Origin of the sequence: Pseudomonas sp. HLS-6 (assembly GCF_002753995.1) — a bacterium.
Classification (GTDB): domain Bacteria; phylum Pseudomonadota; class Gammaproteobacteria; order Pseudomonadales; family Pseudomonadaceae; genus Aquipseudomonas; species Aquipseudomonas defluvii.
This window is the reverse complement of the sequence record NZ_CP024478.1, coordinates 4,746,066-4,758,965: the sequence shown is the minus strand read 5'-3', so window position 1 is coordinate 4,758,965 and position 12,900 is coordinate 4,746,066. Positions and strand designations below refer to the sequence as shown.

The window sequence follows — 12,900 nt, the reverse complement described above, 5'->3', positions numbered from 1 at the left end:
TCCTACAACTCGATGCTCATGCCGTCGAAGGCGACTTCGACACCGCGGCGGTTCAGTTCAGCGCGTTCGGCCGAGTCTTCATCCAGGATCGGGTTGGTATTGTTGATGTGGATAAGCACCTTGCGCTGCGTCGGCAGGTGTTCCAGCACTTCAAGCATGCCACCTGGGCCGTTCTGGGCCAGGTGGCCCATTTCCCGGCCTGTACGGGTGCCGACACCACGTCGCTGCATCTCATCATCGTCCCATAGGGTTCCGTCGACCAGCAGGCAGTCGGCGCTGGCCATCTTCTCCATCAGCCCGTCATCGACTTGCCCAAGGCCTGGGGCATAGAACAAGGTACCGCCAGTGCGCAGGTCTTCTACCATCAGCCCGAGGTTGTCACCTGGGTGTGGGTCGAAGCGGTGTGGCGAGTAAGGCGGTGCGGCGCTGCGCAGCGGGAACGGGCTGAAGCGCAGGTTAGGGCAGGCGTCTATAACGAAGCTGCCTTCCAGTTCGATACGGTTCCAGACCAGCCCACCGTTCCAGTGGCTGAGCATATTGAACAGCGGAAAGCCGGTGCTCAGGTCCTGATGGACCATGTCGGTGCACCAGACCTGATGGGGGCAGCCTTCGCGCAGGCTGAGCAGGCCCGTGGTGTGATCAATCTGGCTGTCGAGCAGGACGATCGCGTTGATGCCCGTGTCGCGCAGTGCCCGGGCCGGCTGCATCGGGGTAAAGCTTTGCAGTTGGGCGCGGATGTCAGGCGAAGCATTGCAGAGTACCCAGTGGACGCCGTCATCGGACAAGGCGATCGACGACTGGGTTCGCGCCGTGGCGCGCAGGGTGCCATCGCGAAAGCCCTTGCAGTTGTCACAGTTGCAGTTCCACTGGGGAAAACCGCCACCGGCGGCGGAACCGAGAATCTGGATGTACATGGCCACTCCTGCTGCGTCTGAAAATGAAAACGCCCCGGCTGACCGAGGCGTTGTACTGACAGCAAACTCAGCGGTTTGCGAAGTACATGGTCACTTCAAAGCCGATACGCAGATCAGTGTATGCAGGTTTGGTCCACATGGGATTACTCCTTCCGGATAGGTCTGGGGGTTGGTGGCTACTTATTTAGTCCACCCTCGCAATGAAGGGGATTCGGTGGCCAAGATTGCGCTATCTTACTAAAAAATACGGAGCTGAAAGGTTAAATCTTAGATAAATGCCGTTACCGCGGGCGTAAAAATCAGCATGCATCCTGCCAGGCGGCGGACGGCGCTGGGCCGTTGGCCAAGCATAGCCAACCCTGGTTAACCCGGCGCACCGCCTCGGCGGCGGCTTCGAGTGTTGCCAGGTCTACAGCCCTGATGCGTGCCTGCAACGGCTTCAGTGTCTGCTGGGGATGCCCGGCCAGTTGCGCTTGCCAGGCCCACTCGGCCACATCGCTGTTGCTCATGCTCGGTTCAGCGAACTGCGCCGCCAGGGCCTGACGTTGTGCTTCCAGTTCGCTGGCGTGAGTGTTGAGCCAGACTCCTGGCCCATCAATGAAGGTGTTGATGTGCATGAGGATTTGCCTATTGCTGACCGACGGTGACTGCACGCCGAACAGCAGGCCAGCATGGCCTTGAACCTGACGGAAGGCACTGAACACGGCATAACCCAATTGCAGCTCGACCCGCAGACGCTGGTAGAAAGGCCCCTGGATCAGGTGTGCCAGCAGGCGTCCTGCAGCCTCATCGGCCACCGGGCAGAACAACAACAGGGCTTGCTCTGCGCTGTCATCCGTCGAGTGGTACCACTGCCTGCCGCGAATGAGGCGCGGCGTGGTGTGGCTGCCAGCACTGCCGGGAATCGCCAGTGGTTGCCGTTCGGTTGCCGCAAAGCCGGTGGCCAGCCCTTGCCAGCGTGCGCTGCTCCACACGGCCTGAAGCTCTGCGTCGGTGGCTGTTTGCACCTGCGGGGTTGTGTTCCCTCCCCCCAGAACAACCTCCGGCAATTGCCGTAGCAGTTGGCGGATGGGTATCAGTGTCGGTTCCCGGGCTGGGGTCGTGGCCGTCTGCCAGGTACTCGCTGGAGGGCTGCGCAGCACCGCCAGGGCTTGCGTGACAACAGCATTGACGGCACTGGGTGCGCCAGCGCAGCGCAACTGCCAGTAGTGTGCGCAGGCGCTGAATTCCAGTTCTACACAGGCTTGTGCCGCCCGTTCGATGAGCCTTTGCAAGGCACCGTTGAGCCGTGCGTAGAGGTCATCGTGGCTGCGTGAGTCGAGTTGCCAGCGCAGGTACAGGATGCCGGTCTGGCGTGTGCTTGGCAGGACGGGGTTGTAGACCATGTGGGGGGTGCCCGACGACGCCCGAGTCGCGGCATCAGCGTTCACCAGGAATGGGTTGGGCTCGGGCAGCTGCCAGGGCATGACGGTTTCGAGACGCGGGCATGTGCGAGCCAGTAGCGGGTTGAGCAGGGCGCTCAGCGCTGCACTGTCCGGTGTCCCGGGTGGGTTGCCCGTGCTGTCTTGACGTGCCAGTTGCAGGGCGCCGGCACGCCCTTGCTGGCAGGCCAGGAGTCGGGCGTACTCCTCCAGCAGCGGCGTCCGGTCGGCGCTGTTGAAAAAAGCCAGCCAATCAAAAAACAGCCGTTCAACGTCACTGCGATGCTGCTCATCCGTCAGGGTGAACTGCCCATGCAGCAGGGCCTGCTGCTCATACTGATACAGCGTTTTGAAACTGAGGCCCGTTATCCAGCCTTTTTCGCGCAACAGTGCGAGCAGGCTGCCGGGTTGGCTGTCCGTCAGCCACGTGCTGAGGAATGCGATTGCGTCCTCGCTACCGGTAGGCAAGCGTTCACAGGCGAACAACAGGTTCAGCAGGCCTGCCGGTTGGGCCGGTGCGCCGCACAGTTGCAGAGGTGTGACGGGTGCCTGGGCTGTCTTCAGCCCGGGATCGAAGGCCTGGCTACAGGCTTCGGCCATTGCCAACAACTCGGTCAGTGGTTGTGGCCCGGCCAGGCTCAAGGTTATTTGCCCTGCCTGGTAGTAGCGTTTGTGGAAGTCCTGCAGTGCCCGTTGAAAGGCGGCCTGCTGTACACCCAGGCTGTAGCGGTTACCGGCATGGAAGGCGCGCAGTGGATGGCCTGCCGATACGCACTGAAGCAGGGTGAATTGTGCCTGCGAGGCGCGGTCGCGGGACCAGGCAATGAACTCGGCGTGCAACACTTCGCGTTCGCGCAACTGCGCGGCGTGGTCGTCCAGGCGGGGCTGGGCAAGCATGTCGCACAGCCGCTCCAGGGCACCGCTGAATGCCGCGACCGGGACTTCGAAAAAAAACTCAGTGGCCCGTTCCCGCGTGCTTGCATTGACCTGGCCACCGTGGCGTTGCACATAGCGCATGAGGCCGTCTTCAGCCGGGAAGCGGCTGTTGCCGAGAAAAAACAGGTGTTCAAGGAAGTGCGCCAGCCCCGGCCATGCCGTTGGAGCATCGTGGCTACCGGCAGCGACATGCACTGCGGCGGCGCAGCGCTTCAGGTGTGGCGCATGGCGCAGTGTGAGCTGCAGGCCGTTGGCCAAGGTATGGTGTGCAAACGTGGCAGGCATGACGGCTCCAGCAAAACGCGAACCGTCATACTAGCGGATAACTCAGCCTTTGCGCGGGTCGCCGTACAGCTCGGGGCGCAGGTCGTGCAAATAGGGGGTGTTGGCCCGGCCCTGTACGACCTGTTGGCGATCCAGATCACTGACCAGCAAACAGGCCTCGCGTCCAGCCATGGCCAGGATGCTGCCATCCGGGCCGACGATACTGCTTTGCCCGCAGTACTGGATCGCGTCCTCGGCACCGCAGTAGTTGGCGTAAACCAGATAACACTGGTTTTCGTAGGCGCGGGCGCGCACGGTGACCTGGGCGACAAAGTCGTAGGGCACCATGTTCGCGGTCGGCACCAGTATCAGTTCGGCGCCGGCCAGGGCCAGACGTCGGGCGTTCTCCGGGAACTCGATGTCGTAGCAGATCAACAGACCAAGCTTCCAGCCGTTGAGCTGAACCACCGGGAAGTGGTCCGGGCCCGGGCTGAACATCGCCCGGTCAAGGCCGCCGAACAGGTGCGTCTTGCGGTAGTTGCACAGGCTGCTGCCGTGGGCGTCGATCAGCTGTACTGCGTTGTACAGCCGACCATCATCGGCCCGCTCAGGGTAGCCATAGGCGATGGCGATGCGGTTGCTTTGGGCGATTTCCACCACGGCCATGGCCGAGGGGCCGTCCTCGGCCTCGGCCAGCCGTGCTACAGCGTCGGCGCCGATGTTATAGCCCGTCAGGAACATCTCCGGGCACACCAGCAGTTCGGCGCCCCGGGCAGCAGCGGCCTGCGCTTGCTGATGCAAGCGCTCCAGGTTGCCGGGCACGTCCACTGGCAGCGGCGCACCCTGATACACGGCGATACGCATGGCGGTTCTCTCGTCAGTCGGCCAGGGCGATTGGGCCAATTTCATTGAACACGTCGCCTGGGCCTGGGTTGTTCGGGTGGGTATGGCCACCGAAGTGGGTCATGATACCCCACACCGCATTGAGCGACGTTTGTACCGCCCCTTCAACCCAGGCGGGGGTCCAGGAAACGTCATCACCGGCGATGAACATACCGCGCTGCTCGGCTGGCATGTCCTGCTGCATGAAGTGCGCGTACATCCGCTGGTTGTAGCGGTAGTGGCCGGGCAGAGCGCCTTTGAACGCACCCAGGAAGTGCGGATCGGCTTCCCAGGAAACCGTAATCGGATCGCCGATGATGTGCCCGGCGATGTCCACTTTCGGGTAGATCTTCTTCAGCGCATCCAGTGCCAGTTTCACCCGTTTTTCCACGGGTTGAGGCAGCATTTTCAGGGCATCGCTCATCCATGAATAGGACAGGCAGATTACCCCCGGCTTGTCGTCGCCGTTGTCGAACAGGTAAGTACCACGGGTGAGGCGGTCGGTCAGGGTCATGCTCATCAGGTCGCGACCGGTTTCCGGGTCCTTGTCCTTCCAGAAGGGGCGGTCGACCATGACGAAGGTCTTCGACGACTGCATGTAGCGTGTGCGGTCCAGGGCCATCCACATCTTCTGCGAGAACAGCGACTCCTCGCATTCGATTTGCGTAGTCAGCAACCAGCTCTGGCAGGTGGTCAGTACTGCGGCGTAGTGACGGGTATCTCCCCAGTTGTCAGTCACCGCCAGGCGACCGTCGCTGGCCCGGGCAATACGTTTGACGCCCGGCCGCGGCGCGCCTCGGTGCAGTGAGCTCAGGCTGGTACCTGCGGGCCAGTGGGCACAACGCTCAGGAACATGGCGCCAGATGCCCTGCGGCACCTGCACGACGCCACCGACGATCAAGTGCTGGTGATCGTCGCAGTTGGTCATTACCACACGGAAGATTTCCAGCATCGAGTTGGGGAAGTCCGAGTCCCAGCCGCCCGTGCCGAAACCCACCTGACCAAAGACTTCTCGGTGCAGGAAGCTGAGCTTGGCGAACGACTTTGAGGTCGCAACGAAATCGTAAAAGGTGCGGTCGTCCCAGAGCGGCACCAGCGTGTTCCACAGCTCTTTGAGGCGCGGAACATCACGGTCACGGATGGCTTGCTGGATATCCCCAAAGCGCGCGCCGCTTTCCAGGGCGTCGGCCCAGGCATCGGCCACTTCCTGGAACAGCTTGGGCAAATCGGAGAGTTTTTCAGCGTAATGGGTCTGGCCTTCCAGATCGATCACGGTGCTGCCGGACGCCGGGGTCAGCGGGTTGGGGAAGGGCTTGGTCTCAAGGCCGAGCTTGTCCACATAGTGATAGAACGCCGTGGAGGACACTGGAAAACGCATTCCCCCCAGTTCTGCAATGATCCCGTCAGTGCCTTCAAAGGCTTGCGAGCGCAGGCGGCCGCCCATCCTCGAGGCTTCGTAAACGACCGGTTTCAGGCCCAGCTTCATCAACTCGTACGCGGCCACCAGGCCGGCGATCCCGGCACCGACAATCGCTACTTCCTCACCCTGTCGCTCGGCCGGGATGCTGCCGAGGCCTGCGGGGTGTTCGATCCAGTCGTCAAAGGCGAAAGGGAAGTCCGGGCCGAAAATAGTGACGGGTTTTTTTCCATCGGCGGGGTGGCGATTGTTCTTGTTCATGATTGACCTTGCCAGGGCTGCGCGGAGTGCGGAGCTTGAGTATAGGAAACTGCCTGGCGGTCATTTTAGAGGGTGTGGATTTCGTTATTAAGATGCAGAGTGTCGTCGTTATGCTCTTATTTATGTCATTTAGACGACGATACGCTACAAAGTGACGATCTGTGTGGGCGCCGGCGTGGCTCATGCCATGCCGGCCGAGGCGGTCAAATCGGCTGCCCGCGATCCACCTTGCTGCTGAGGATGATCGAGGTGGTGGTTTTCTCCACACCTTCGACGTTGCCGATTTGATCGAGCAACTGGTCCAGTTGCTCCGGTGAGTCGCTGCGCAGCCAGGCCACATAGTCAAACTCGCCACTCACCGCACATAACTGCTGGATCTGGCCCATGGCACTGAGCCGCCGCACCACATCCTTGCCGGAGCGTGGCTGCACGGTAATCCCGACATACGCCTGCAAGCCGCCATCAATCACTCGCTGCCCGAGGCGAACACCGTAGCCAGTGATTACCTTGGTTTTCTCAAGGCGAGCCAGCCGTGAGGTGACGGTAGTACGAGCGATGCCCAACTGCCGGGCCAGCGTGGCCACGCCTTCACGGGCGTTGATCTGCAACAGGGCGATGAGTTGACGGTCGATTTCGTCGAGGGCTGCAGCGCGTGTTTCAGGCATGGGGTATCTCGGATACAGGCCCTGGGTCAGGGCTATTGGGCTGGCTGAAAGGCCTTGGTGCCAGGTTAACGGCACTTGCATCCTCTGTGGGATGCAGGCTTGCCTGCGATGGATTCGGCGGGGTGCCCGCATTTACGCGGTGCTTGCATCACAGGCATGAGCTTATTCGGCTCATGGTGTGAGCCGATTGTGTCGGCTATTCGGCTCACTGTCCAACAATGAGGCAGTGCTGTTTGCGGACAGGCGTGACGTGAGCTTTTTAGGGCAGATACGAAAAAGCCGCGCAGTGCGCGGCTTTGAACGTGGTGGGCCCAGCAGGACTCGAACCTGCGACCAAGGGATTATGAGTCCCCTGCTCTAACCAACTGAGCTATAGGCCCTCAGTGGTCGCGGATTATAACGAGGGTTTCCAGGCTGTGCCATCCGAAAGATCTGAAACTGCTATACGAAGAAAGGTCGCGGCAAACTCTTCGGGTGGTAATGGCAAGCTGACGATGTAGCCTTGGATCTGTTCGCAGCCCTCGGCCGCGAGGAAGCGTTGTTGGGCAAGGTTCTCTACGCCCTCGGCAATGATGGTCAGTTGCATGCTGCGGCCCAGGGCGATAATGGCGCGGGCAATCGCTGCGTCATGCGGGTCGTCCGGTAGGCCGCGGATGAATGACTGATCGATCTTGAGGATGTCCAGCGGCAGGCGCTTGAGGTAACTGAGCGATGAGTAGCCGGTGCCGAAGTCGTCGATAGCCAACTGTACGCCCAGGCGTTTGAGTTGGTGCAGAATCGCCAGGGCCTCTTCGGCCTGGCTCATGATGAAGTTCTCAGTGATCTCCAACTGCAGGTCGCCCGCGCTGAGGTGGTAGGTATTGAGCAACTGTTCAATACGTTTGACCAGGCTGGGCTGACGTAACTGGGCCCCCGCCAGGTTGATCGACAGTGGGCCGAAGGCGAGGTAGGTCTCTTTCCATTGCTGCATTTGTCGGCAGGCATGTTCCAGCACCCAGTCGCCCAGTTGCAGAATCATGCCGTTCTCTTCTGCCAACGCAATGAAGTGTTCGGGCGGAACATCACCAAAGGTGGGGTTGCTCCAGCGAATCAGGGCTTCGGCACCAATCAGGCTTTGGGTTTTCAGGCTGAACTTAGGCTGGTAGTACAGGCTCAGTTCGTCGCGCTCAATGGCTCTGCGCAGTTCATGCTCCAAGGCAACGCGCGCGCTGGCCTGTGCGGTCAGGTCGCGTGTGTAGGATTCGACGCGGTTGCGGCCCTTGGCTTTGGAACGGTACATCGCGGCGTCGGCGTTTCGGATAAGTGATGCAACGTCACTGCCGTCCTGTGGATAAAGGCTGGTACCGATGCTGGCGCTGGTAAAAAACTCATGTTCGCCCGCCTGGAAGGGTGCACTGAAGCAATTCAGTAGCTTGGCGGCGATGTGTTCGGCGTCGCTGGGTTGGTGCAGGCCGGGAAGCAGGATGATGAACTCGTCACCGCCCAGGCGGGCGACGGTGTCGATATCCCGCACTTGCTCCTTCAGGCGATGGGCGATGCCTTTGAGTAGCAGGTCGCCGACCGGGTGACCAAGGCTGTCGTTGATGTGCTTGAAGCGGTCCAGGTCGAGAAACAGCACCGCGCCCTGAGCCTTGGAGGTTTGTGTGCAACTCAGGGCAGCCTGTAGCCGGCTTTCAAACAGGGTACGGTTGGGCAGGCCGGTCAGTGGATCATGGTGCGCCTGATAGTCGAGCTTGGCCTGGGCATGTTTGATGCTGGAGATGTCGGCGAACACTGCCACGAAGTGGGTGATTTCCCGGCCGCTATTACGTACGGCACTGATGGTCAGCCAGCCTGGGTACACTTCGCCGTTCTTGCGGCGGTTCTGAATTTCGCCTTGCCAGTGGCCTTCGGCGGTCAGTTGGTGCCACATGGCCGCGTAGAAGGCGCTGTCGTGCTGGCCAGACGCGAGCAGGCGCGGTGTCTGGCCCAGCGCCTCGAATTCGCTGTAGCCGGTGATCTCGCTGAAAGCCCGGTTGACCGCACTGATACGCTGCTCGGTATCGGTGATCAGCACGCCCTCGGCCGTATTCTCGAAGACAGTGGCAGCCAGTTGCAGTTTTTCCTGCATCAGGTGGCGCTCGGTAATATCGCGCGCGATGGTCAGCATGCACTCTTCGCCGGCGATGGGCAGTGGCCGCGCTGAGAGCTCACACAGGCGAATCTGCCCGTCGCTGCGGCGAATATGGCAGGTGTAGTCGCGCACGAAGCCGTCCCTTTCCAGCAGTTCCAGCAGGCGTTTGCGTTCATTGAGGTCAACCCAGATGCCCAGGTCAATCGATGTGCGGTCCAGCGTCACGCTCAGGTCATAGCCTGTCAGGCGGCAGAACCCTTCGTTGACTTCAATCAGCCTGCCGTCTCGCTGGCGCGACAGAAGAAGCCCGTCGGGTGAGGCATGGAAAGCCTTGGCGAACTTCTCTTCGGATGTTTGCAACTGATCCTGGGCTTCCTTGAGTTGGCTGATGTCGCGTACGGCCACCACCAGGGCAGGCGTGCTATCCAGCTGGAAGGCCTCGACCGAGGTCAGCCCGGTAAACACCTGGCCATTGCGACGTTTGAACAGCATCTCAAGATTGCGCACCTTTCCGGCCTGCAGGCGCCGCAGTAATTTGGGGCCTATGCCTTCGATGCCCCAGATGTTCAACTCGGTGGCGGTCTTGCCGATGACGTGTGCCGGGCTCAGGCCAAGCTGCTCCTCGAAGGCTTCGTTGACTTCAAGCAGGCAGCCGTCGCTGAGGCGGGCGATAACCAGGATGTCTGGGCACTGCTGGAACACTGAGGCGAACTTTTGCTCAGAAAGGCGCAGGGCCAGTTCGGTATTCTTGGCTTCACTGATGTCTATCATCAAGCCGCGCATGACCGGCTTGTGCCCGTGTTCGATCAGGCTGACGATGTCGCGCACCCACAGGCTACGCCCGTCGGCAGTGATCACCCGGTAGTCGAGGCTGTGATCGCGTCCTGCAGCGGTTTCGCTGTCACAGTAGGCCTGTGCCCAAAGCGCGTCGTCGGGGTGCAGAATGCTGTTCCAGAAGCCGGGCTTGAGCCAGTCGCTGAGTGGATAGCCCAGCAGGTTTTCGGCATGGGGCGAGACGTAGCTGTAGGTGAAATCTTCGGTGTCGGCTTCCCAGGCGATGGCCGAAAGGCTCTCGATCAAGCCGCGGTAGTGGTATTCGCTGCTACGCAACTCCTGTTCAAGGGCGATGCGTCTGGAAATCTCGGAGCTGAGTCGGCGGTTGCTCCAGATGACCACCGCCAGGATGGTGAGCAGCACCAGGATCCCTGGCAAGCCATACATCAGCAGGTCGTACCAGCCTGTGCGGCGATCCAACACCTTGCCGACCCAGCGCTCCTGGATATTGCTGATCTCGCCCGGGCTCATGTCGGCCAGGACTTTGTCGAGGATTGCGACGAGTATTTTTTCCTCGCGGGGCACGGCCATTGCCAGTTGATAGCGATAGGGGGTTTCCCCGCTGACATACAAGCCTTCCAGCTTCTGCTGGCGCAGGCTCCAGATACTAGATGCCAGGTCGCCGACCACCGCATCGACCTGGTCTGTCGCCAGGGCTTGCAAGGTCGAGCTGACGTTGGGCAGGGCGACCAGATTGAGGTCGGGGTGATGGGTGCGTAACAGTTCGTGGGGGGCGTAGTTCTCAACCACGGCGACTTTCAGGCCATAGAGGTCTTTCAGGTCGTGGGGTTGCGCGCCGCCCTGATGGGCAAGAATGACAATCGGAAAATCCAGGTAGGGACGCGTAAAGGACAGGTAGCTTTGTCGTTCAGGCGTCGACATGATGCCTGGCAACAGATCCAGTTTGCCGTTTCGAGCCTCCTCCAGTACTGCAGTCCAACTGATCGGTTCGATCGGTTTGAATGCGACCCCCAGGCGATCCTCGAGCAAGGTGATGTAGTCGGCGGCCAGTCCCTGGTAGCGACCCTCCTGGTCCCGGTATTCAAAGGGTGGCCAGGAAGCATCGACGCCTAGGCGCAGTTGCGGGTGCGCACTGAGCCAGGCTTGTTCTTCGTCTGTCAGGGTCAAGGCGCCGGCCGTTGCACTCCAGAGAAGCTGGAGCAGCAACAGGATGGCCGGCAATCTGAGCATAGCGGCCTCGTCACACAGGTAGTCTGATTCGAGTGTAGACGGCGCTTTTGCCTAGGGGATAGTGGCGAAAGTCTTAAATGCAGATGCCATGAAAAGAAAAACCCCGGCGCGAGGGCCGGGGTTTGTCATCACTCGTCGAGGAAGGAGCGCAGATGCTCGCTTCGCGTCGGGTGGCGCAGCTTACGCAGTGCCTTGGCTTCAATCTGACGGATCCGCTCACGGGTCACGTCGAACTGCTTGCCGACCTCTTCGAGGGTGTGGTCGGTGTTCATGTCGATACCGAAACGCATGCGCAGCACTTTGGCTTCGCGTGCAGTCAGGCCGGAGAGCACGTCACGGGTTGCTTCCTTGAGGCTTTCGACAGTGGCCACATCAATTGGCGACTGCATGGTCGAGTCCTCGATGAAGTCGCCCAGATGCGAGTCTTCGTCGTCACCGATCGGGGTTTCCATGGAGATCGGCTCTTTGGCGATCTTCAATACCTTGCGGATCTTGTCCTCAGGCATTTCCATGCGCTCACCCAATTCCTCCGGCGTCGGCTCGCGCCCCATTTCCTGCAGCATCTGCCGGGAAATACGGTTGAGCTTGTTGATCGTTTCGATCATGTGTACCGGGATACGGATGGTGCGAGCCTGGTCGGCAATGGAACGGGTAATCGCCTGACGGATCCACCAGGTGGCGTAGGTCGAGAACTTGTAGCCGCGACGGTATTCGAACTTGTCCACCGCCTTCATCAAGCCGATGTTGCCTTCCTGGATCAGATCGAGGAACTGCAGGCCACGGTTGGTGTACTTCTTGGCAATGGAGATCACCAGACGCAGGTTGGCCTCGACCATTTCCTTTTTCGCGCGGCGGGCCTTGGCCTCACCGATCGACATGCGACGGTTGATGTCCTTGATTTCGGCAATCGTCAGACCGGTTTCTGCTTCCAGGTCTACCAGCTTCTGCTGGCAACGCACGATGTCGGCGTCCAGGCGGCCCAATGCTTCAGCCCACTTGGTGCTGCGCTTGGCAAGATCGCCGCTCCAGGTCAGGTCGACTTCGTTGCTTGGGAACATGCGCAGGAAGTCGGCACGTGGCATACGTGCATCACGTACGCACAGCTGCATGATTGCGCGTTCCTGGGCCCGCAGGCGTTCCAGGGCGCTACGTACACGCTCGACCAGTACTTCAAACTGTTTTGGAACCAGTTTGATCGGCATGAACAGCTCGGCCAGTTGCAGCAGTTCGGCGATGCCTTGCTTGCTGTTGCGACCGTGCTTTTTCAGCACCTTGACCGTTGCTTCGAGCTGTTCGGCCACTGCGCCGAAACGCTGGCGAGCCACTTCCGGATCCGGACCGCTTTCGGTCTCTTCCTCGTCGTCGGAGGCTTCGGCAGCCTCTTCCTCGTCGTCATCAGCGACCGCAGCCGGAGCGGCTTTGGTGTCGACCGGTGGCGGCATTTCGGCCGGCGCGGCGATGCCGTCATCCGGGTCGATGTAGCCACTGAGCACGTCGGACAGACGGCCGCCTTCGGCGGTTACACGGTCGTATTCGCTGAGGATGTAGTCGACAGTACCCGGGAAGTGGGCAATCGCACCCATGACTTCACGGATGCCTTCCTCGATGCGCTTGGCGATTTCGATTTCGCCTTCACGGGTCAGCAGCTCAACCGTACCCATTTCGCGCATGTACATGCGCACTGGGTCGGTAGTGCGACCAATGTCGGTTTCCACAGCTGCCAACGCGGCGGCCGCTTCCTCGGCGGCGGCTTCGTCGGTATCGGCTTCGGCCAACAAAAGGGCATCCGCATCCGGAGCACTCTCGAATACGTTGATCCCCATGTCGTTGATCATGCGGATGATGTCTTCCACCTGCTCCGGATCTGAAATATCCTCTGGCAGGTGGTCGTTGACCTCCGCGTAAGTCAGGTAGCCCTGCTCACGACCGCGGGTGATCAACTCTTTGATGCGAGACTGCTGTTGCGCTTTTCCGGACATAACACCCTATCCACTGAAGGTCT

Annotated in this window: 8 protein-coding genes and 1 tRNA gene; all 9 read right to left on the bottom strand. The window is 60.6% G+C overall.

Annotation, left to right across the window (positions count from 1 at the left end):
* Nucleotides 1-2: 2 nt before the first annotated feature.
* Entirely contained in the window at nt 3-914 is a 912-nt protein-coding gene (gene pqqB / locus CS390_RS22450) for a pyrroloquinoline quinone biosynthesis protein PqqB (protein WP_099776009.1), read from the bottom strand.
* A gap of 67 nt (nt 915-981) precedes the next feature.
* Nucleotides 982-1,053, bottom strand: a complete 72-nt coding sequence (gene pqqA / locus CS390_RS22445; RefSeq protein WP_003243383.1) for a pyrroloquinoline quinone precursor peptide PqqA — start codon at nt 1,051-1,053, stop codon at nt 982-984.
* Nucleotides 1,054-1,213: 160 nt separating this feature from the next.
* Nucleotides 1,214-3,556, bottom strand: coding sequence for a pyrroloquinoline quinone biosynthesis protein PqqF (gene pqqF / locus CS390_RS22440; protein ID WP_099776007.1), 2,343 nt, complete (start codon nt 3,554-3,556; stop codon nt 1,214-1,216).
* Between the two features lie 42 nt (nt 3,557-3,598).
* Complete coding sequence (locus CS390_RS22435) at nt 3,599-4,399, bottom strand: carbon-nitrogen hydrolase family protein (protein ID WP_099776005.1); 801 nt, start codon at nt 4,397-4,399, stop codon at nt 3,599-3,601.
* Between the two features lie 13 nt (nt 4,400-4,412).
* The gene (locus CS390_RS22430; RefSeq protein WP_099776003.1) at nt 4,413-6,095 is read right to left on the bottom strand and encodes an NAD(P)/FAD-dependent oxidoreductase; all 1,683 of its coding nucleotides are present in this window, start codon (nt 6,093-6,095) and stop codon (nt 4,413-4,415) included.
* A gap of 203 nt (nt 6,096-6,298) precedes the next feature.
* Nucleotides 6,299-6,760, bottom strand: a complete 462-nt coding sequence (locus CS390_RS22425) for an Lrp/AsnC family transcriptional regulator (RefSeq protein WP_099776001.1) — start codon at nt 6,758-6,760, stop codon at nt 6,299-6,301.
* 303 nt (nt 6,761-7,063) lie between these two features.
* A tRNA-Ile gene (locus CS390_RS22420) sits at nt 7,064-7,140 on the bottom strand.
* 14 nt (nt 7,141-7,154) lie between these two features.
* A complete protein-coding gene (locus tag CS390_RS22415) occupies nt 7,155-10,898 on the bottom strand; it encodes a bifunctional diguanylate cyclase/phosphodiesterase (RefSeq protein ID WP_065759046.1) in 3,744 nt (1,247 codons plus the stop codon).
* A gap of 128 nt (nt 10,899-11,026) precedes the next feature.
* Nucleotides 11,027-12,877, bottom strand: coding sequence for an RNA polymerase sigma factor RpoD (gene rpoD / locus CS390_RS22410; RefSeq protein WP_065759045.1), 1,851 nt, complete (start codon nt 12,875-12,877; stop codon nt 11,027-11,029).
* Nucleotides 12,878-12,900 lie beyond the last annotated feature (23 nt).

Bases quoted from the DNA above. Each gene is read 5' to 3' on its own strand.
- CS390_RS22430 (WP_099776003.1), bottom strand. From the start codon at position 6,095: ATGAACAAGAACAATCGCCACCCCGCCGATGGAAAAAAACCCGTCACT.
- CS390_RS22425 (WP_099776001.1), bottom strand. From the start codon at position 6,760: ATGCCTGAAACACGCGCTGCAGCCCTCGACGAAATCGACCGTCAACTC.
- pqqB (WP_099776009.1), bottom strand. From the start codon at position 914: ATGTACATCCAGATTCTCGGTTCCGCCGCCGGTGGCGGTTTTCCCCAG.
- rpoD (WP_065759045.1), bottom strand. From the start codon at position 12,877: ATGTCCGGAAAAGCGCAACAGCAGTCTCGCATCAAAGAGTTGATCACC.
- pqqF (WP_099776007.1), bottom strand. From the start codon at position 3,556: ATGCCTGCCACGTTTGCACACCATACCTTGGCCAACGGCCTGCAGCTC.
- CS390_RS22435 (WP_099776005.1), bottom strand. From the start codon at position 4,399: ATGCGTATCGCCGTGTATCAGGGTGCGCCGCTGCCAGTGGACGTGCCC.
- CS390_RS22415 (WP_065759046.1), bottom strand. From the start codon at position 10,898: ATGCTCAGATTGCCGGCCATCCTGTTGCTGCTCCAGCTTCTCTGGAGT.